19 protein-coding genes are annotated in these 19132 nt (G+C 59.5%); 9 read left to right on the top strand and 10 right to left on the bottom strand.

Translation table 11 applies throughout. From position 1 onward, the window contains the following. Positions 1-90 precede the first annotated feature (90 nt). The 5 genes from hflK (NHU87_RS03990) (at position 91) to cfaB (ending at position 7451) form a co-directional block, all read left to right on the top strand. Positions 91-2055 (top strand): protease modulator HflK, encoded by a 1965-nt coding sequence (gene hflK / locus NHU87_RS03990; protein WP_253545841.1) that lies wholly within the window; start codon positions 91-93, stop codon positions 2053-2055. Next, on the top strand, positions 2052-3101 hold the full coding sequence (gene hflC, locus NHU87_RS03995) for a protease modulator HflC (RefSeq protein WP_253545843.1): 1050 nt from the start codon (positions 2052-2054) through the stop codon (positions 3099-3101). The genes hflK (NHU87_RS03990) and hflC overlap by 4 nt, the downstream gene beginning before the upstream one ends. Further along, positions 3098-4156, top strand: coding sequence for a protease modulator HflK (gene hflK / locus NHU87_RS04000; protein WP_253545845.1), 1059 nt, complete (start codon positions 3098-3100; stop codon positions 4154-4156). The genes hflC and hflK (NHU87_RS04000) overlap by 4 nt, the downstream gene beginning before the upstream one ends. Then, entirely contained in the window at positions 4153-6063 is a 1911-nt protein-coding gene (locus NHU87_RS04005) for a heavy metal translocating P-type ATPase (protein WP_253545847.1), read from the top strand. Before hflK (NHU87_RS04000) ends, NHU87_RS04005 begins: the two co-directional genes overlap by 4 nt. Before the next feature lie 200 nt (positions 6064-6263). After that, entirely contained in the window at positions 6264-7451 is a 1188-nt protein-coding gene (gene cfaB, locus NHU87_RS04010) for a C17 cyclopropane fatty acid synthase CfaB (protein ID WP_253545849.1), read from the top strand. On the opposite strand, the gene cls is transcribed toward cfaB, so the two are convergent. Next, complete coding sequence (gene cls, locus NHU87_RS04015) at positions 7448-8887, bottom strand: cardiolipin synthase (protein ID WP_253545851.1); 1440 nt, start codon at positions 8885-8887, stop codon at positions 7448-7450. The two genes, cfaB and cls, sit on opposite strands and share 4 nt — an antisense overlap. A 131-nt stretch (positions 8888-9018) precedes the next feature. On the opposite strand from cls, the gene NHU87_RS04020 reads away from it, so the two are divergent. Then, positions 9019-9540, top strand: coding sequence for a DUF3617 domain-containing protein (locus tag NHU87_RS04020; protein ID WP_253545853.1), 522 nt, complete (start codon positions 9019-9021; stop codon positions 9538-9540). 98 nt (positions 9541-9638) lie between these two features. Here the strand turns inward: NHU87_RS04020 and NHU87_RS04025 are convergent, their stop codons facing one another. The 8 genes from NHU87_RS04025 to NHU87_RS04060 form a co-directional block, all read right to left on the bottom strand. After that, positions 9639-10541, bottom strand: coding sequence for a His/Gly/Thr/Pro-type tRNA ligase C-terminal domain-containing protein (locus tag NHU87_RS04025; protein WP_253545855.1), 903 nt, complete (start codon positions 10539-10541; stop codon positions 9639-9641). Positions 10542-10575: 34 nt separating this feature from the next. Beyond that, entirely contained in the window at positions 10576-11913 is a 1338-nt protein-coding gene (locus tag NHU87_RS04030) for a dihydroorotase (protein WP_253545858.1), read from the bottom strand. Positions 11914-11915: 2 nt separating this feature from the next. Then, entirely contained in the window at positions 11916-12476 is a 561-nt protein-coding gene (locus tag NHU87_RS04035) for a DapH/DapD/GlmU-related protein (RefSeq protein ID WP_030132513.1), read from the bottom strand. Continuing rightward, positions 12473-13348: a metal ABC transporter substrate-binding protein gene (locus NHU87_RS04040; RefSeq protein WP_253545860.1), complete on the bottom strand. Its 876-nt coding sequence runs from the start codon at positions 13346-13348 to the stop codon at positions 12473-12475. Before NHU87_RS04040 ends, NHU87_RS04035 begins: the two co-directional genes overlap by 4 nt. Before the next feature lie 11 nt (positions 13349-13359). Then, positions 13360-14226, bottom strand: coding sequence for a metal ABC transporter permease (locus tag NHU87_RS04045; RefSeq protein ID WP_253545862.1), 867 nt, complete (start codon positions 14224-14226; stop codon positions 13360-13362). Next, positions 14226-14894, bottom strand: a complete 669-nt coding sequence (locus NHU87_RS04050; RefSeq protein ID WP_253545864.1) for a metal ABC transporter ATP-binding protein — start codon at positions 14892-14894, stop codon at positions 14226-14228. Before NHU87_RS04050 ends, NHU87_RS04045 begins: the two co-directional genes overlap by 1 nt. After that, entirely contained in the window at positions 14891-15787 is an 897-nt protein-coding gene (gene folE2 / locus NHU87_RS04055; RefSeq protein ID WP_253545866.1) for a GTP cyclohydrolase FolE2, read from the bottom strand. The genes NHU87_RS04050 and folE2 overlap by 4 nt, the downstream gene beginning before the upstream one ends. 163 nt (positions 15788-15950) lie before the next feature. Beyond that, positions 15951-16328, bottom strand: a complete 378-nt coding sequence (locus NHU87_RS04060) for a glutamine synthetase (protein ID WP_253545868.1) — start codon at positions 16326-16328, stop codon at positions 15951-15953. Positions 16329-16454: 126 nt separating this feature from the next. Here NHU87_RS04060 and dksA point away from each other — a divergent pair, with 126 nt between their 5' ends. The 3 genes from dksA to NHU87_RS04075 are packed head-to-tail and all read left to right on the top strand — an operon-like array spanning position 16455 to position 18746. Then, on the top strand, positions 16455-16859 hold the full coding sequence (dksA, locus tag NHU87_RS04065; protein ID WP_253545870.1) for an RNA polymerase-binding protein DksA: 405 nt from the start codon (positions 16455-16457) through the stop codon (positions 16857-16859). Between the two features lie 28 nt (positions 16860-16887). Next, positions 16888-18096 carry a zinc metallochaperone GTPase ZigA gene (gene zigA / locus NHU87_RS04070; RefSeq protein ID WP_253545872.1) on the top strand — a complete coding sequence of 403 codons (1209 nt, stop codon included), beginning with the start codon at positions 16888-16890 and terminating at the stop codon, positions 18094-18096. Further along, positions 18096-18746, top strand: a complete 651-nt coding sequence (locus NHU87_RS04075) for a DUF1826 domain-containing protein (RefSeq protein WP_253545874.1) — start codon at positions 18096-18098, stop codon at positions 18744-18746. The genes zigA and NHU87_RS04075 overlap by 1 nt, the downstream gene beginning before the upstream one ends. A gap of 4 nt (positions 18747-18750) precedes the next feature. Here the strand turns inward: NHU87_RS04075 and NHU87_RS04080 are convergent, their stop codons facing one another. Next, positions 18751-19107, bottom strand: a complete 357-nt coding sequence (locus NHU87_RS04080) for an NADH:ubiquinone oxidoreductase (protein ID WP_095052326.1) — start codon at positions 19105-19107, stop codon at positions 18751-18753. Positions 19108-19132 lie beyond the last annotated feature (25 nt).

Raw genomic sequence — 19132 nt, forward strand, 5'->3', positions numbered from 1 at the left:
GGTTTTGCGCTTTTAGATAGAACGATTTAGCACGAAAATTTCACCACTTTCGTTATATCGTAACGAATTGCGATGTGAGGCTGAGATGGTATGCAGGTCGATCTCGATGGGGATGGGGCACAGATAGCAGGATTTCCGCGTTTTCAGCAGGCGGTCATTCAAGGACGTCGATTGCGGCAGTTGGCAATCGGTTTGGGGGCCTTGGCGGCAACAGGCTTGGTGCTGGCGTTTTTTGTCGGTCTGTTTGCGCCGCAGTCGCTTTGGCCGGCGTTGCTGGTCAATCAGAGCGCTGGTTTGCTGGTGCTGGTTGCCGGCCTGCAATCGGCCTGGTGGGTAACTCGGTGGCGCGCACGGGCGATGAATCCGGATGTGCTGGTGCCGGTGGTTGTCGCTGAAGAAGTTCTTGTCGCCGAAGGCTGGTATGAGCGGTTGCTGGACCGGATCAGCCAACGTTGGTTGCGCTTGCTGGGGCAGATTGGTGCCCCGACGCTTTGGCTTGGCGGTTGGGCGTTATTGACGTTGTACAGCATCGAGCAAGTCTGGAATCTGACCTTGCCACCCGCTGCGTTGGGGTTGTCGGCCAGCGTCGGCGCTGCGCTGTCGTTGCTGCTGGCTTTCGGTTTGCTGGTGCTGGAACGGCAACTGGCGCAGGAAAACGTCGCCCAGTGGCCCGAAGCAGGACCGTTGGCGCAGCTGACGCGGGTCGCGATTATTTGCCTGGTGCTCAGCGCACTGTGTTTGTTGTTCGGTAATGAAACGTCGGTCTGGCCGGTGCGTCTGGCGGTCCTGATCGGCTTGCTGCCGGGACTGGTCGCCGTCGAGTTACTGCTGCGCGCCGTGTTGTCACTGTTCAGTCCTCGCCGTGAACAGCTGGAACCAGCCTTGCTGGCGCGAAGCTTCGTCGCCGACATGCAGCGTTGGCCGCCGCAACCCTTGCTCGCATTGCAGCACGAATTGCACAACCGCTTCGGTATCGACCTGCGACAAATCTGGGCCTTCACCTACATGCGCCGGGCGTCCTTACCGGTGCTGGCGGTGGTGACAATCGTCGGTTGGTCGCTCACCGGCATTCACGAAATTCCGCTGCAAGGGCGCGGTATCTACGAGCGTTTCGGCAAACCAGTGGAAGTTTTCGGTCCCGGTTTGCACGCCGGTTTGCCATGGCCGCTGGGACGCGTACTGAGCGTCGAGAACGGCGTGGTCCACGAGTTGGCCACCAGTGTGGGCGAAACATCGGCACCGGTCGCGGCCGAACCTGCCGAAGGACCGGCACCGGCAATTGCCAATCGCTTGTGGGATGCCAGCCATGTGAACGACAAATCCCAGGTTATCGCCAGCAGCCGTGCCGACAAACAGAGCTTCCAGATCGTCAACATGGATGTGCGCTTCGTCTATCGCATCGGCCTGAGCGATCAAGCGGCGCTGGCAGCAACGTACAACAGCGCTGACGTGCCGACGCTGATCCGCAGCACCGCCAGCCGGATTCTGGTTCACGATTTCGCCTCGCGAACTCTCGATGGTTTGCTCGGCGAGGACAGGGTAGGGCTCGCCCAAGAGATCGGTCGCGCCGTGCAGGCTGACCTGCAAAAACTCGACAGCGGCGTGGAAATTCTCGCCACGGTGGTCGAGGCCATCCACCCGCCGGCGGGGGCGGCTAACGCCTATCACGGCGTGCAAGCTGCTCAGATTGGTGCTCAGGCGTTGATTTCCCGTGAGCGCGGTGCAGCGGCAGAGGCGACCAACCAGGCGCAATTGCAAGCCAGCATCGCTCACGATCAAGCCACAGCCAGTGCTCATGAAATCAACTCGACGGCTCAGGCCGCCGACCTGAAATTTGCCGCCGAGCGAAAGGCTTATTCCAGCGCCGGCCAGGCTTTTGTACTGGAGCAATACCTCAGTCAACTGACTCAAGGTTTGGCCAACGCCAAGCTGCTGGTTCTCGATCATCGTCTGGGCGGCAGCAGTAATGCACCGACCATCGACCTACGTACATTCACGCTGCCGGCTGACCCCGCGCCGCCGCGTAATACCGCTCAGCCAGGAGCCGTTCATTGAACCAGCCGACGCCTACACACAATCGCGATCACGATGACCACACCGGCCACGATCATGGCCATGGCGGGCATCACCACGGTCATCACCATCATCACCACGGCGATTCACACGAAGCTGGCCCTTTCCCGTGGCGACGAATGGGGTGGGCGGCGCTGCTGGTGGCGTTTGCCATTGCGGCGGCGAGCCTGGTGCAAGTGCGTTCGGGAGAGGCCACGGTCATCACGCGCTTCGGTAATCCATCCCGGGTGTTGCTGGAACCCGGTCTTGGCTGGCGCTGGCCGGCGCCATTCGAGGCGGCGATTCCGGTGGACCTGCGGCTGCGCACCACCTCCAGCGGTTTGCAGGATGTGGGCACGCGCGATGGTCTACGCATCATCGTGCAAGCCTACGTGGCCTGGCAGGTGCAGGGTGATCCGGATAACGTGCAACGCTTTATGCGTGCCGTACAGAACCAGCCGGACGAAGCCGCGCGGCAGATCCGCACTTTTGTCGGCTCAGCGCTGGAAACCACCGCCAGCAGTTTCGATCTGGCCAACTTGGTGAACACCGATGCCAACCAGGTGCGCATCGCCGATTTTGAAGCGCAGTTGCGTCAGCAGATCGATCAACAGTTGCTCACCACCTATGGCGTGCGAGTGCTGCAAGTCGGTATCGAGCGTTTGACCCTGCCGTCGGTGACGCTCACCGCGACTGTCGATCGTATGCGCGCCGAGCGTGAAACAATTGCCACTGAACGCACCGCCATCGGCAAGCGTGAAGCCGCGCAAATTCGCTCCGCGGCCGAGCGTGATGCGCGAATCGTGCAAGCCGATGCGACAGTGAAAGCCGCGGACATCGAAGCCCAATCCCGTGTCGAAGCCGCGCAGATTTACGGTCGTGCCTACGCCGGTTCGCCGCAGCTCTACAATTTGCTGCGTTCTCTCGACACCTTGGGCACCATCGTCACGCCGGGCACCAAATTGATTTTGCGCACCGATGCCGCACCATTCCGGGTGTTGGTTGACGGCCCGCCGACGCTCGATAACAAGTCCGGGTCGCAGCCATGAGTTTAGTTCCACGTGGAACACATGAGTTGAGCAGCCCCTGGATTCAGGCCGGGCGCTTGGCTTTTTTAGCGCTGTACGCCGTGACTGTGTTGGCTGCTTTGGCGTGGGCATTCTCCAATGTGCGACAGATCGACCCGCAAAGTCGTGCCGTCGTGCTGCACTTCGGCGCACTGGATCGCATTCAAAATGCCGGTTTGCTGTTGGCATGGCCGCGCCCGTTCGAGCAGGTAATCTTGTTGCCGGCGGCGGATCGGGTGATCGAACGGCGGGTGGAAAATCTGCTGCGCACGGATGCTGCATTGCAAGCCGATCGAGTGGCCAGTTTCGCCACGCCGATCAGCGATGCGCTCGCCGGCTCCGGCTATTTGTTGACCGGTGATGCGGGCGTCGTGCAACTGGATGTGCGGGTGTTCTACAAAGTGACCGAGCCCTATGCCTTCGTTCTACAGGCTGAACATGTGCTGCCGGCACTGGATCGGCTGGTGACCCGCAGTGCCGTGGCGCTCACTGCTGCGCGAGATCTGGACACCATTCTGGTGGCTCGACCGGAACTGATCGGCGCCGACAATCAGGCCGCTGAGCGCCGCGAACGTCTACGTGGCGATCTGGTGCGGGGCATCAATCAACGCTTGGCCGAACTGACGGCGACCGGGCAGGGGATGGGCATTGAAGTGGCGCGAGTCGATGTGCAATCGAGTTTGCCCGGCCCGGCGGTGAATGCGTTCAACGCAGTATTAACCGCCAGCCAGCAGGCCGACAAAGCCGTGGCCAACGCGCGCACTGAAGCCGAGAAGCTGACTCAGTCCGCCAACGAACAAGCCGACCGCACGCTGCAAGTGGCTCACGCCCAAGCCAGCGAACGCCTGGCCAAAGCTTCTGCCGACACTGCCACGGTGCTGGGTTTGGCCAAGGCGCAACAGCAGGGCACCGACCCGCAAATGCTGCTGCGTATTTACCGTGAGCGCATGCCGAAAATTCTCGGGCAAGCCGGCTCGGTGACCACGGTTGATCCGAAAGACGATTCCCGCCTGATCATTCAGGGAGCTGCGCAATGACTGTCCAAACCGCCGCCGCGCCGAGCCTGTTGTCCTCGGCTGAACAACGTAGCGCCGCGCGTCAGTTGACCCTGGCCATGCTTGCATTGGGCTTGCTTGCGCTCGGCTTGATCTGGCGCTGGTTGTCGCCGGAGCAAATCGGTGTCAGCCAATTGCTGCTGGGGTTCGCATCGTTGCTGGTGGCCGTGCCGGTCATGCGTTCGGCGTGGTACAGCCTGCGTTATCCGAGCCTGCACGGGATCACCGATCAGTTGATTGCCCTGGCCATGCTCGGCGCTTGGGCCACGGGCGATCTGCTCACCGCGGCGTTGCTGCCGATCATCATGATCTTCGGTCACGTGCTGGAAGAGCGCAGCGTGATCGGTTCCCAGGAAGCGATTCATGCGCTCGGCAAACTGACTCGCAGCCATGCGCGCAAGATTCAGGCTGACGGTTCCGTCGTTGAAGTCGACAACGGAACACTCAAGGCCGGTGACCTCGTGGAGGTGCGTGCCGGTGATCGAGTGCCGGCGGATGGCATAGTGCTGTCCGGTCAGGCGAGTCTCGACACCGCCTCGATTACCGGTGAGTCGGTGCCAATAGAAGCTGGCGTGGGCATGCTGGTGTTCGGCGGGGCGATCAATCTTGATGGCCTGCTGCGCATTGAAGTGACCCGCACCGGTAACGAATCGACCCTGGGTAAAGTCATTGCACTGATGCAAAGCGCCGAACGTTCCAAGCCGCCGATCACGCGTTTGCTCGAACGCTACGCCGGCAGCTACATGGTGCTGGTGTTGTTGCTGGCCTCCGTGACCTGGTTCGTGACCAACGATGCTCAAGCGATGCTCGCGGTGTTGGTCGCGGCTTGCCCTTGCGCACTGGTGTTGTCAGCACCGGCCACGGCGATTGCCGGGGTGGCGGTGGCGGCTCGGCACGGGATTCTGATTCGCAGCTCGGCGTTCCTTGAAGAGTTGGCTGACCTGACGTCGTTGGTGGTCGACAAGACTGGAACCCTGACGTTCGGCACCTTGCGCCTGCAATCCATCGACAGTCCGCTGGAAGATCGCAGCCACTTACTGAAACTCGCCGCCAGCCTCGGTTCCGCCAGCAGCCACCCGGTCAGCCGCGCCTTGGCCGGGTTGGTCACTCAGGAACACTTTCTGCTGCTCTCTGACATTCACGAGCGTCAGGGGCTGGGTGTTGTGGCGATGACCGAGCAGGGCGAGGCGGCTCTCGGTCGTCCGGAGCTGTTCGCGCAATTGGGCATCGACACTTCAGCTGTTCCCGAACACGACGGCCCGATTGCCGGGCTGGCACTCAATGGTGAATTTCTTGCCTGGCTGTTGCTCGCCGACAGTGTCAAACCCGAGGCGCGGTTTGCCCTGAGTGAGTTGCGTGAATTGGGTTTGGGTCGTCAGCTGTTGCTCACCGGGGACCGGCAAAGCGTTGCACACACGCTGGCCCTGGATGTGGGCATCAGCGATGTCGAGGCCCAGGCCTTGCCCGAGGACAAACTCAATCGTGTACTGAAAGAAATCGGCAGCGGATTCCGGCCGATGGTGGTGGGAGACGGCATCAACGATTCCCTGGCGCTCAAGGCCGGTGTAGTCGGCGTGGCGATGGGCGCGGGCGGCGCGGACATCGCGTTGGCTTCGGCCGATATCGTGCTGATCGGCAGCGACCTGCGCCGGCTCGGAACCTGCGTGCGCTTGAGTCGCCAATGCCGCCAGACCTTGCAGGTCAACGTGATTATCGGTTTAGGCTGGACCCTGGCCATCGTCGCGTTTGCCGCATTCGGCTGGCTCGGCGCGGCGGGAGCGATGATTGCCGCGCTGTTGCACAACTTGAGCACGTTATTGGTGTTGGGTAATGCCGGGCGTTTGCTACGCTTTCAGGAACCCCTACTCAAGCTTAAGGATGAGGTGTGAGCGTCTACAACTTTTTCAGAACTGTGTGCCGGATTTGTAGTCATCTAGGGTAAGGCGATCATTTTCACCGGTCGCACGCTTGGCTGGCTTCACTGTTGGAAGCAATACCGGGAATAGAAAAAGGCTATTAATTCGATAGCCTGCTATTTTTCAAGGATGGTCTACCCTCAGATTTGTCGTCTGAAAAAGGGGGGCTTTTCATGCTCGCGCAACTTCCACCGGCCTTACAGAATCTGCAATTGCCGCTTCGCTTGCGACTCTGGGATGGCCATGAGTTCAATCTGGGGCCGACGCCCAGCGTCACCATTGTGGTCAAGGACCCCCACATGGTTACCCAGTTCACCCATCCCAGCCTCGACGCGTTGGGGGCGGCGTTTGTCGAAGGCAAGCTGGAACTGGAAGGCTCTATCAGCGACGTGATACGAGTCTGCGATGAATGGAGTCAGGCGCTGATCGACGAAGACGAAGATGCGCAACCGGTGCGCACGGTTCATGACAAAGAAACCGATGCCAAAGCTATCTCCTACCACTACGACCTTTCCAACGCGTTTTACCAACTGTGGCTCGACAGCGACATGGCGTATTCCTGCGCCTATTTCGAGACCGGCAGTGAAACCCTCGAGCAAGCCCAACAAGCCAAGTTTCGCCACCTGTGCCGCAAGCTGCGGTTGCAGCCAGGCGAATATCTCCTGGATGTCGGTTGCGGCTGGGGCGGGTTGGCGCGGTATGCGGCTCGGGAGTTTGGCGCGAAAGTGTTCGGGATAACGCTGAGTAAAGAGCAATTGGCACTGGCCCGCGAACGGGTGAAAGCCGAAGGCCTGGAGGATCAGATCGAACTGCAACTGCTTGATTACCGCGATCTGCCGCAGGATGGTCGCTTCGACAAGGTGGTCAGCGTGGGCATGTTCGAACACGTCGGCCACGCCAATCTGGCCGAGTACTGCAAAATCTTGTTCGATGCGGTGAAAGAGGGCGGTCTGGTGATGAACCACGGGATCACCGCCAGGCACACCGACGGTCGCCCGGTTGGGCGCGGCGCCGGTGAATTCATCGAGAAGTATGTGTTCCCCAACGGCGAGCTGCCGCATTTGGCGATGATCTCGGCCGAGATCAGCGAAGCGGGGCTGGAGATCGTCGATGTCGAGAGTCTGCGCCTGCATTACGCGCGAACCCTGGACCACTGGAGCGAACGCCTGGAAGACAATCTGGAGGCTGCGGGCAAACTTGTGCCAGAACAGACTCTACGCATCTGGCGGTTGTACCTGGCGGGATGCGCTTATGCCTTCGCCAGAGGCTGGATCAACCTGCATCAAATCCTCGCGGTGAAAGCCCATCCCGATGGCAGCCATGAACTGCCCTGGACCCGCGACGACATTTACAACCCTTAAAGAATCGGTGAAATAAGCCGGGCGATCCGCATGCCGATCTGTTGCAGGCGGTGGGTCTCCCGGCTTTCTTCTTTGGCGATTTCGTGAGCCTGGGCGAAGTCATCGTTGAGCATCTGTTCAACTTCGGCGGCAAATACGCTGTCGACTGTCAATAACATCACTTCGAAATTCAGGCGGAACGAACGGTTGTCCATGTTGGCGCTGCCAATGGCGCTGATTTCATTGTCGATCAGCACCACTTTCTGATGCATGAACCCTGGCTGGTAACGGAACAAGCGCACGCCAGCCCGTACCGCTTCGAAGGCGTAAAGGCTGGAAGCGGCGTAAACGATCCGGTGATCCGCCCGCGATGGCAACAAAATCCGTACATCCACACCACGCAATACTGCCAGTCGTAACGCGGCGAACACCGCTTCGTCGGGAATAAAGTAAGGGGTGGTGATCCACACCCGTTCCGTCGCCGCATGGATGGCTTCGACGAAGAATAGCGAACAGGTTTCGTAGGAATCCGCCGGGCCGGTGGCCAGCAATTGGCAGAGCACGCCGTCATCCGGATAAACTTCCGGCAGGATCAACGGCGGCAGCGAACGGGCCGCCCAGAACCAGTCTTCGGCAAAGGACTCCTGCATGCAGGCCACCACCGGCCCGCGTACTTGCACGTGGGTGTCACGCCATGGCGCCAGGGGTGGTTTCTCGCCCATGTATTCGTCGCCGACGTTGAGCCCGCCGACAAAACCGACAATCCCATCGACCACGACGATCTTGCGATGATTGCGGAAATTGACCTGAAAGCGGTTGAGCCAGCCACTGCGGGTGGCGAAGACTTTGACCTCGATACCGGCATCACGCAACGGTTGCACATAACCGTGGGGCAGGGAGTGGCTGCCGATGCGGTCGTAGAGCAGGTAAATCGCCACGCCTTCGGCAGCTTTCTTCGTCAGCAAGGCGTGCAGGCGTTGGCCGAGGCGGTCATCATGGATGATGAAGAACTGGATCAGCACCGCTTGCCGGGCGTTGCTGATGGCGTCGAAAATCGCATCGAAAGTGGCTTGTCCGTCGATCAGCAAGCGCACTTCGTTATTCGCCAGACACGGCATGCGTCCCAGTTTTGGCATGGCCCTCAAAGACGCGTAGGCGCTGGAGGCACGCGCAGCCAGCGCCTCTTCTACCCAGGGGCGCCAGTTCAACTCGGAGATGGCCTTGCGCATTTCCTCGTTGGCTTGCCGCCGGGCGTTGATGTAGCCATCGAAGGTGCTGCGGCCGAAAACCAGATAAGGGATAAGCGTGAGGTAGGGAATGAACAGCAGTGACAGAGCCCAGGCGATCGAGCCTTGGGCGGTCCGAACGGTCAATACGGCATGGATGGCGGCAATCGAGCCCAGCGCATGCAGCAGAGCGATTAGATAACCGAAAACATGCGGTCCAAAATAATCCATGGGGCAGCCTTGCTCCTGAAGATTCAATGCTTAACAGACCATGTTCCGGGCAGAATGTCGCTATTTAATTGGCCCATGAACCGAAGCCGGTGGCTGACGTCTAACGGCCACTAATGATCAGGAGTTACTCGATGAACGTTCGTCTGCTGGGTTTGGCCATTGCGTTTGGTTTGGCACTTCCTGTGGCTGCTCAGGCGCAGATGTTGCAACCGGGCTTGTGGGAAATGACTTCAAGCAACATGAAGGTCGATGACCAGAACCTGCCCGATCTGCAGCTGATCCTCGGCCAGATACAGAGTCAGATGACCCCTGAACAGCGCGCGCAGCTGGAGAAGCAGGGCATCACCATGGGCGGCAAAGGGATTCGGGCGTGCCTGACACCTGAGCAGGTGAAGACCGACAACATTCCACTGACGGACCCACAATCGGGCTGCAAGCAGGAAATCACCGAGCGTACCGGTAACCAGTGGAAATTCCGTTTCAGCTGTCCGAAAGCGCAAGGTGCGGGTGTCGCCACATTCCTCAGCGATCGTGAGTTCACCACCAAGGTCAACGGCACCTTCAACGCCACCGGCATTCAGCAGAAGGGGAGCCTCGATACTCGCGCGGTGTGGTTGGGCCAGAATTGCGGGACCGTTAAACCCAGAGCTTAAAAGCTTCGCGGGCAAGCCTCGCTCCTACAATGTCGTATCGTGATCGTGCGAACGACACGAATCCTGTAGGAGCGAGGCTTGCCCGCGAAGGCGTCCGCTTAGTCACTTCGAATCTTCGGTTGATGCAACAATTCACACACCGCCTCAATCCCTTGCTCTCCGAAATCCTCTCCGCTGCCGCTGCGCATGCTGACAAACCCACCATGCTTTTCCTTCTCACCCACCACTAACAGATACGGCACTTTCTGGCTGTGCTGGCGAATCTTGTGGCTGATTTTCTCGTTACGCAGATCTGAGTTGGCCCGCAGTCCGCGGCGGCGCAGCGTCTCGGTTACCGAATGCGCATAAGCGTTCTGACGTTCATCGATGTTCACGACCATCACCTGCGACGGCGCTCGCCAGGTGTCCAGTTCCTGCTGGCTGGACCAGCACGTACCGTAGATCCGTTGCTCAGAGGTGCCACCAATATGATCCACCGCGAAGTACTTCAATACCTTGGTGGTGGGAACATGCGGACCTGCGGCAAAACTTTCAAAATCTCCCAATCGATACAGCGATAACCGTTCGGTTGGCGTCGCCTGGGGAGCTGTTTCCCTGCGGATCGAATGGTTAGTTGCCGCCAGTGCACGCATGCGCGCTTCGATCATTGGCAGCTCGACCAGGCCTAAGGATCGCTGAAAAGCGAACTCATAAAAGAAACCATCACCCAGCGCCGATCCGGCCCGCAACTGCGCGTTCGGATGGAGCTGTTTGACGGCCATGGCCAGCATCAGTGCACAGGAACGGCGAAGGATCTCCAGACCGTCGGGCTCCTGGGGCGTGACAATACTGACCCGCGCATCGCCCTCGATCAGGAATCCACAGTCCACCAATACACCGTCGACCCGACCGGCCACCGCCGCGTTAGCCAACCCGAGACTGATACTTGCGGCAACTTCATACACAGTCAGCGGCTGATCGTACTCACGCAATGAACCACTGGGCAGAGTGATGTGGATCATGATCGGTGTTCTCGAATGTTTTCGATAACGGGCGCTAGCGCATAAACCGTAGGGCTAAACCCTGGCAGCTGTCATTTAGACGTTGGTCGTGCCAGGCAATTTGCCCCGACACGACCGTGGTGCTGACGCTGTGGCGAAAACGACGGTGGGCAAAGGGCGTCCAGCCGCATTGCGAGAGGATCGGTTGCCCGGAAACCGCAACGCCATCCGGCTCGGGTTTGATCAATACCAGGTCGGCCCAGTAGCCTTCGCGCAGGTAGCCGCGGTCAGGGATGGCAAACAGATCGGCGACCCGGTGACTGGTCTTGGCCACAAGAGTAGTGATCGGCAAGACCTCATCGGCCACCAGTTCCAGCAGCGCGGGCAGGGCATGTTGCACCAACGGCAAACCGGACGGCGCCTGGCTGTAGGGCCGCTGTTTCTCGGCCCAGGTGTGAGGCGCGTGATCGCTGCCGATCACGTCCAGTAGATTGCTCAACAGTGCTTTGCGCAAGGCGTCACGGTCGGCCTGGGTCTTGATCGCCGGGTTGCACTTGATCAGGTTGCCAAGGCACGGGTAGTCGCGATCATCGAACAGCAAGTGATGCAGACAAACCTCGGCGGTGATGTGTTTCTGCGCCAGCGGTTTGTCTTCGAACAGCGCCAGTTCGCGGGCGGTAGTCAGATGCAAAACGTGCAACCGGGTGCCGTGTCGTTTGGCCAGATCAACGGCCATTGAGGAGGAACGAAAGCACGCTTCGGCATTGCGGATCAGCGGGTGAGCGGCTGGCGGAAGGTGCTCGCCGAACAGTTCTCGCAGGTTCGCGGCATTGGCCTCGATGCTGGGCGTGTGTTCGCAGTGGGCCAACAAAATCGTCGGCACCTCGGCGAAGAGCCGCTCGAGAATCCGTGGATCGTCTACCAGCATACTGCCGGTGGAGGCGCCCATGAACACTTTGACCCCGGCCACCTCGCAAGGGTTGAGCGCGGCAACCGTGTCGAGATTGTCGTTGCTCACGCCGAAATGAAAACCGTAATTGGCCACTGAACTCGTCGCCGCTCGACGCTTCTTGTCGGCCAGCGCGGTGAGGGTCAGGGTGGCTGGGGACGTGTTGGGCATGTCCATGAAACTGGTGATGCCGCCGGCCACCGCCGCTCGAGATTCGGTATGGAAGCTGCCCTTGTCCGGCGCTCCGGGATCGCGGAAATGCACCTGGTCATCGATCATGCCTGGCAGCAGCCACTGGCCGTTGGCGTCAATTTCGACGGTGGCCGTTTCACCTTCGATACTGCTGGCGATCTTGATGATGCGACCGTGGTTTACCAGCAAATCACCGTCACATTCACGACCTTCATTGACCAGCCGGGCATTGCGAATCAGCACGCTGCTCATGGTCAGAACTCGTTCTGCAGGGCTTTGTAACCGCGCACCAAATCGACGTTGGTGCGCGCCACGTCTTCGGAAAACTCCGAAGCGCTGACGCTCACCGGTGGGAACTGCGACAGATCGGTGTTGGGGCCGATGCGCGTGGTGGAAGGCACGTAGAAGTCTTCAGGCAAGTCGCGACCGTCGACCACCGAGTTGTGCCGCACCACGCAACCGTCGCCCACCGCGCAGTTGAACAGCACGCTGTTGAATCCGATGAACACACGGTTACCGACGGTGCAGGGGCCATGCACGATGGAGCGGTGGGCAATGGAGCTGAACTCGCCGATGGTCACCGCCGCGCCGGACTTGGAGTGGATCACCACGCCGTCCTGAATGTTCGAATTGGCGCCGATGGTGATGGGCTCCATCTCGCCTGAGTCATCCACTTCATCGGCGCGAATCACCGCGTACGGACCGACGAACACGTTCTCGCCAATCACTACTTTGCCGCAGATGATCGCGGTTTTATCCACATATGCCGACTCCGCAATCGACGGCAGATCGCCTGAAGGATTCTTGCGGATCATGGCTTGCTCAACGCCTCATACAAGGTGTTGAGGTTGTATTCGAACAACCCGACGAACGTGCTGGCCGGGCCGGTCACGGCGAGGGCATCGGAGTACAGCGTGCCACCGATATGCGCGCCGCTTTCATCGGCGATTTGCTTGAGCAAGCGTGCGTCCTTGATGTTTTCCATGAACACCGCTTTGACCTTGGCCTGACGGATCTGCGTGATCAGCGCGGCGACTTCGGCGGCCGACGGTTCGCGCTCGGTGGACAGACCTTGTGGCGCCATGAAGTCGATGCCGTAAGCCTGACCGAGATAGCCGAAGGCATCATGGGAGGTCACGATTTTGCGATTACCCGGCGGCAGCGAAGCGAGCTTGGCTTTGGCCTCGGCGAGCAAGACGTAGATTTTTTTCAGGTAGGCCTGGCTGTTGTGTTCGTAGTCGGTTTTGTTGGCGGGGTCGGCGGCGATCAGCGCTTTGGTGATGTTGCTGATGTACAGCTCGGTGTTCGCCAGGTTGTGCCAGGCATGTGGGTCGGGAATGGTTTCGCCGTCTTCATCCAGCGAGCGTGGAATGACACCGCGGCTGGCGCTGATGACCGCAGCTTTGGTCTCGGTACTGATCACCAGACGGTCCAGCCACGGCTCGAAACCTAGCCCGTTCTTGATGATCAGTCTGGCCTTGAGCAATGCCTTTGCATCGTCCGGCGTCGGCTCGTAAGTGTGGGCATCGGCGTCCGGGCCGACCATGTTGGTGATCTGAATATGGTCGCCGCCGACCTGATGAGTCATGTCGGCGAGGATGCTGAAGCTGGTGACTACCTGGAGTTTTTCCGCGGCAGACAGCGACATCGACAGCATCAAACTGAACAGCACGAGTAAAGCGCGCATCGGGTAACACCTCATTGGGATGTAAGCAAAGGCGGGCGGCGCAGCAAACCGTGCACCGGCCCGAACACCACGGACAGCAGATACAAACCGCCAGCCACCAGCACGATCGCCGGGCCGCTGGGCAGTGAGTAATAAAACGACAGCAACAATCCGAGCCAGACCGAGAGACAGCCGAGCAGGGCGGCAATCGCGATGAGTACCGGCAAGCGGCGACTCCAGAAGCGAGAAGCAGCGGCTGGCAACATCATCAAACCAACCACCATCAGGGCGCCGATGGCCTGGAAACCGATCACCAGGTTCAGCACCACCAGCGTCAGAAATACCCCATGAGCCAATGGCCCGAGACGGCTGACGGTTTGCAGAAAGAGTGGATCGAGGGTGTCCAGCAACAGGGGTTTGTAGATAAGGGCCATGGCGATCAGGCTGAAGCCCGAAACCCAAATCATGCCGGTCAAAGTCGGCCCGTCGACCGCGAGTGCCGAACCAAACAAGAGGTGCAACAGGTCCAGCCGCTTGCCGGCGATACCGAGGATCAGCACGCCGCTGGCCAGCGATATCGGGTAGATCGCGGCCAGGCTCGCGTCTTCCCGCAGGCCGGTGCGGCGGGTGATCCAGGCGGCGAGTCCAGCCATGCTCAGGCCGGCACCGAGGCCGCCGATCGTCAGCGCGGGCAAGCTCAAACCAGCGAACCAGAAACCCAATGCGGCGCCCGGCAAGATGCCGTGAGCTACCGCGTCGCCGATCAGGCTCATGCGCCGCAGGATCAGAAACACCCCAAGAGGAGCGGTGCTGCATGCCAGAACGAGACCACCGAGCAACGCCCGGCGCATGAATACGAATTCGTGGAATGGTTGCCAAAGCTGAGCGGCAGCGATCATCAAGCCACCTGCGTCTGGGGTTGTTGGCGAATCAGGTCGGTACTAAGTCCGAGCACGCAGCCGCTGCTTTTGATCAGTAGGGCTTGTGGGATGTGTTGGCGTACGGCGGCCAGGTCATGACACACCACGACCAGGGTTCGACCCTCGGCATGCCAGGCATGGATGTGTTTCCAGAGCAGTGCCTGACCGAGTTCGTCGAGGGCGGCGTGGGGTTCGTCGAGCAGCAGCAAGGGAGCTTCGGCGAGACTCAGCCGGGCGAGCAGGGCACGCTGCAATTCGCCTCCGGAGAGGGCCATCAATGGGCGATGTTCCAGGCCAGTCAGGCACCAGTCTTCCAGAGCAGACCTGAGGCGTTGGCTGCGAATCTCTGGAGCTTGTTTGCTGCCCCAGAAACCGGCGGCCACCAACTCTTGCAGACTGATGGGGAATTGCCGGTCCAGGTGTTGTTGCTGAGGCAGGAATGAAAGGCCGCCTTTACGTGGAACATCAATGATGACTTTGCCGGTCAGTGGCTTTTGCAGACCGGCGATGACTTTCAGTAGGCTGCTTTTACCCGAACCGTTGGCACCGATAACGGCGGTCAGGCTGCCCATAGGTAATTGGAAATCCACCGGCGGGGTGAGCGGTTGGCCGGGGGCACCCCAGCGCAAGGCTTGGCATTGGATCATGCAGCCTCCCAATTCCAACGACTTTCGGCGACAGCATCGTGGGCGTGAAGACTTTCAGCGTGAACGACTCGCACGTGAAAAGCGTTGATGCCCGGGGAGCGTTTCAGGGCCAGGTTCAAGCGTCGGGCGGCGTCTTCGCAGAACATCAGGTTCTGTCCATTGGCGAGGGCGAAGGCTTGTTCGTCGGCGCGTTTCACGGCGGTTTGCACCGCGGTGCCCAAAGCTGCTTCCGCATCGTTGATCGCGGCGATCAGCGGCAGGTCATCCAGATAGTCGTCCAGACGCAGCTGCAATTGCGCATTGCTGCGTTGGCTATGTGGCGTGGCGACGATGCCTTTCGTGGAGCCAAGCCAAGCCAGAACGTCGGCATGTTGCAGCGACTTGTTGGCAAAATCATCCACGAATTGCTGCTGAATCAACTGCCGCGACAGCGCTGCTGAGCACGGGCAAGTTGAGGAATAAGGAATGTCGATTTTTAGTTCCACGTGGAACATCGCGTTTTTCAAACTCGCTTCTATGCTCACCGGATAAGTTTTCCAACCGGCTAGCGGACTGATGAGCGCGGGTCTTTTGAGCAATAGTTCGGTATGAATTTTTAAGTAAGCGTTGTGGGAAAGTCCTTCATGGCTCTCAAGAAAACTCTGCAAAACTCGCCGCAACAAGGTGGACGAAAGGTTTTCCCGCTCAAGCATTTCCAACGCCAGGTACAGCCGCGACATATGGATGCCGCGCGCCTCTCCATCGTCGAGGCTAACGCCAGCGTCGATCTTTGCGCTCAGTCGCTGGCCATCGAATAAAACAGGAAGAGCAATGCCGCACATGCCCACCCAATCGAGTGGCAAGGCTTGGCGTGAGGCCTGCGCGGCGATATCCGGCAGAGTCAGCGCATTCATGAGCAGGTCCATCGTGGGAGTTGATTTGGCATGTTATATTATAACAATCAAATCGACGATGCCTTTTTCGTGAGCGGGCTTTCACCCTGCACAGCTATTTTCAGAAGAACCCACCGATGAACAGCTGCATCGTCTGGCAGCAGGAACAGAAAAAGGCGCAGGCCTAGCAACCGGTCATTCGGCTACACGTGAACTTGCCGCTGCTGCCGCCGGAACTTGAAAACCGATTGATGGTGGTCCAGCCAACCCGGCGGTTGTAGCCGACCCAGGCTTCGCCATCGGATGCGACGCCCGTGAAGAATGTCAGTTGCCCATAGCGGCTGTTGGTTTGCGCCCATTGGCGTTTGCCGGCCACTTCGAAGCCGCGCAAATAGATCGTGCTACCCACGGTGTTAACGCTGTAGGCATTGCCGTCGGCATCCACGCAGGCCAGCAGATTGGCGCTACGGGTGCATTTGGCCAGGCTCGGGACTTGTCCCCAGGCCTCGATCGCGATCAGCAGCGAAAGGCTCAACAGCGAGAATTTCAGGGCGTTTCCCATAGCATTTCTCAACGGGTGGACGGGTTAAAGCATCGTGCCCTTTATCGTGGCGAGCAAGAGGGGTGTGGCTTATTTGTGCTGTTATACTATAACATAAAAATACACCCGATCTTGTGATCCACCGCCATGACTGAACAAGAACTCCTCGCTCAACCCACCGCCGATTACATGAATGACACCCAGCAAGGCTTCTTTCGCGACCTGTTGCGGGCTCAGCGCAGCGAGCTGCAGGAGCGCATTGCCGGCGAATTCGACGCGTTACGCGAGCAGGAACCCCACAGCGATCCCGCCGACATCGGCAGCGCCGAAGAACAGCGCCAATGGCAACTGCGCCTGCTGGAGCGGGAAAAGAAGCTCCTGGACAAGATCGATGAAGCCCTCGAACACCTGGCTCGCGGCGAGTACGGCTGGTGTCGCGAAACCGGTGAGCCGATCGGCCTCAAACGCCTGCTGCTGCGGCCCACCGCCACTCTGTGCGTTGAAGCCAAAGAACGTGAAGAGCTGCGCGAACGCCATCAACGGGCGATTTGACCGGCCACATCCTGATGAGGAATACCTGATGCCCAATCGTCTCCCCGTGACCGTCCTGTCGGGCTTTCTCGGCGCCGGAAAAAGTACACTTCTTAATTACGTACTACGTAATCGCGAAAATTTGCGAGTGGCAGTAATCGTCAATGACATGAGTGAGATCAACATTGATGGCAGCGAAGTTCAACGCGATGTGAGCTTGAACCGTGCCGAAGAAAAACTCGTGGAAATGAGTAACGGCTGCATCTGCTGCACCTTGCGAGAAGACTTGCTCGAAGAAGTCAGCAAACTCGCCAAGGACGGTCGTTTCGATTACCTGTTGATCGAGTCCACAGGCATTTCCGAGCCTTTGCCCGTGGCGGAAACCTTCACGTTTCGCGATGAAGAAGGGCAGAGTCTGGCCGACATTGCACGGCTCGACACCATGGTAACCGTGGTCGACGGCATGAACTTCCTGCTCGACTATCAGGCCGCCGAAAGCCTCGCTTCCCGTGGCGAAACCCTGGGGGAAGAGGACGAACGCTCGATCACCGACCTGCTGATCGAGCAGATCGAATTCGCCGACGTGATCCTGATCAGCAAGATCGATTTAATCAGCAGTAGCGAGCGCCAGGAATTGATCGCGATCCTTGAGCGGCTCAATTCCCAAGCCGAAATCATTCCGATGGTCATGGGCGAAGTGCCGCTCAAGAAAATCCTCAACACCGGACGCTTCGACTTCGAAAAAGCCGCTCAGGCGCCGGGATGGTTACAGGAACTGCGCGGTGAACACGTGCCGGAAACCGAGGAGTACGGTATCGCTTCCACGGCATATCGGGCGCGGCGACCATTTCATCCGCAACGCTTCTTCAGCTTCATCGACCGTCCGTGGGTGAACGGCAAATTGCTGCGTTCCAAGGGCTTTTTCTGGTTGGCCAGCAAACACCAGGACGCTGGTAGCTGGTCCCAGGCTGGCGGTTTGATGCGTCACGGTTTTGCCGGGCGCTGGTGGCGTTTCGTGCCGAAAAACCAGTGGCCGCAAGATGAAGAAAGCACCGTCGGGATCATGGAAAACTGGACGGCCGCCACCGGCGATTGCCGCCAGGAACTGGTGTTCATCGGCCAGAACATCGACTTCGCGCAACTCACCGCCGAACTCGATAACTGCCTGCTGACGGATGCTGAAATGGCCTTGGGTGTCGAGGGCTGGCAGTTACTGCCCGATCCGTTCGGCCCTTGGCACGAAGAGGCGGCTGCTTGATGTTGGCGCCCAGTCTGAAGCTGCGCCCGGTCATTCGTCAGGTTCAAGGTGATACGCCAAACGCGCTGACCGGAATTCTGGACGACGGCGTGAACCTGGCCGTCTGGCAACGCCAACTCCCGGCGCACATTGCCGATTTCGGTCGTTTGTTGTTGTCCCTGAACGAGCCACTGGCCGAGTCGCTGTCCCTGGAGATGCCCAATGATGACGCCGAACCCAATCTCCACGGTCTAGCCTCGGGCTTCAGCGACCTGGAAGGCTACGAAGGTTTTATCGCTGACGTTTCCTGGCTGGTCAGCGCTTTCGCCTGCCTGTTGGGCGCCCGGCGTGTCGGCCTGCGTCTGCGGGTTCTGGACACAGCCATGTGCCCGCGTTTCCACGTCGATCATGTGCCGGTGCGGTTGATTACCACCTACGCGGGTATCGGCAGCCAATGGCTGAAAGAAAGGGCGATGGATCGCCGGCAATTAGGCAAACCTGACGCCGAACCGCAGGACGATTCGCTGATCCAGCAAATCATCAGCGGCGAAGTGGCGTTGCTTAAGGGGGAGAAGTGGCACGGCAACGAAGGCTTCGGCCTGATCCACCGCTCGCCGCAGCCGGCGCCGGGCGAGCGTCGTTTGATTCTGACCCTGGACTGGCTGAGTTAGCGGCTCAAGGTTTGAGCCAGGTTCCCTGGCTCTGGGCTTCGCAAAATGGCTTCAAATACGCCGCGTCGGTGGCCACGCCGTAATAGTGAATATCCTGCCGGTAAGGCATATTGGCGACTTGAGCGTTGCTGCACACCCCAAACGCGCCGGTGGGGCATTGGTCGACGTACTGCACCTCGACTTTCTGCCCGGGCAGATTCGGCTGGCAGAAACCATCGGCGAACAGTTTTTCCGGGATGTTGCGGTTTTGCTGGCAGACCTTCACGTCGAGCCGTGCAGCCGTGCTGTGGACCACGCAGGCCTGAGCCAGCGCTTCGCCCGATGTGAGCGCCAGAAGCAACGACCATCCCATCAACCGCATCTTTTACCTCCTCAGAAAACCTCGA

This window comes from Pseudomonas mandelii, assembly GCF_024138395.1.
Lineage (GTDB): Bacteria > Pseudomonadota > Gammaproteobacteria > Pseudomonadales > Pseudomonadaceae > Aquipseudomonas > Aquipseudomonas mandelii_E.

Excerpts from the sequence above, each read along its gene's own strand:
- hflK (WP_253545841.1), top strand. The coding sequence starts at position 91 with ATGCAGGTCGATCTCGATGGGGATGGGGCACAGATAGCAGGATTTCCG.
- hflK (WP_253545845.1), top strand. The coding sequence starts at position 3,098 with ATGAGTTTAGTTCCACGTGGAACACATGAGTTGAGCAGCCCCTGGATT.
- NHU87_RS04005 (WP_253545847.1), top strand. The coding sequence starts at position 4,153 with ATGACTGTCCAAACCGCCGCCGCGCCGAGCCTGTTGTCCTCGGCTGAA.
- cfaB (WP_253545849.1), top strand. The coding sequence starts at position 6,264 with ATGCTCGCGCAACTTCCACCGGCCTTACAGAATCTGCAATTGCCGCTT.
- cls (WP_253545851.1), bottom strand. The coding sequence starts at position 8,887 with ATGGATTATTTTGGACCGCATGTTTTCGGTTATCTAATCGCTCTGCTG.
- NHU87_RS04020 (WP_253545853.1), top strand. The coding sequence starts at position 9,019 with ATGAACGTTCGTCTGCTGGGTTTGGCCATTGCGTTTGGTTTGGCACTT.
- NHU87_RS04025 (WP_253545855.1), bottom strand. The coding sequence starts at position 10,541 with ATGATCCACATCACTCTGCCCAGTGGTTCATTGCGTGAGTACGATCAG.
- NHU87_RS04030 (WP_253545858.1), bottom strand. The coding sequence starts at position 11,913 with ATGAGCAGCGTGCTGATTCGCAATGCCCGGCTGGTCAATGAAGGTCGT.
- NHU87_RS04035 (WP_030132513.1), bottom strand. The coding sequence starts at position 12,476 with ATGATCCGCAAGAATCCTTCAGGCGATCTGCCGTCGATTGCGGAGTCG.
- NHU87_RS04040 (WP_253545860.1), bottom strand. The coding sequence starts at position 13,348 with ATGCGCGCTTTACTCGTGCTGTTCAGTTTGATGCTGTCGATGTCGCTG.
- NHU87_RS04045 (WP_253545862.1), bottom strand. The coding sequence starts at position 14,226 with ATGATCGCTGCCGCTCAGCTTTGGCAACCATTCCACGAATTCGTATTC.
- NHU87_RS04050 (WP_253545864.1), bottom strand. The coding sequence starts at position 14,894 with ATGATCCAATGCCAAGCCTTGCGCTGGGGTGCCCCCGGCCAACCGCTC.
- folE2 (WP_253545866.1), bottom strand. The coding sequence starts at position 15,787 with ATGAATGCGCTGACTCTGCCGGATATCGCCGCGCAGGCCTCACGCCAA.
- NHU87_RS04060 (WP_253545868.1), bottom strand. The coding sequence starts at position 16,328 with ATGGGAAACGCCCTGAAATTCTCGCTGTTGAGCCTTTCGCTGCTGATC.
- dksA (WP_253545870.1), top strand. The coding sequence starts at position 16,455 with ATGACTGAACAAGAACTCCTCGCTCAACCCACCGCCGATTACATGAAT.
- zigA (WP_253545872.1), top strand. The coding sequence starts at position 16,888 with ATGCCCAATCGTCTCCCCGTGACCGTCCTGTCGGGCTTTCTCGGCGCC.
- NHU87_RS04075 (WP_253545874.1), top strand. The coding sequence starts at position 18,096 with ATGTTGGCGCCCAGTCTGAAGCTGCGCCCGGTCATTCGTCAGGTTCAA.
- NHU87_RS04080 (WP_095052326.1), bottom strand. The coding sequence starts at position 19,107 with ATGCGGTTGATGGGATGGTCGTTGCTTCTGGCGCTCACATCGGGCGAA.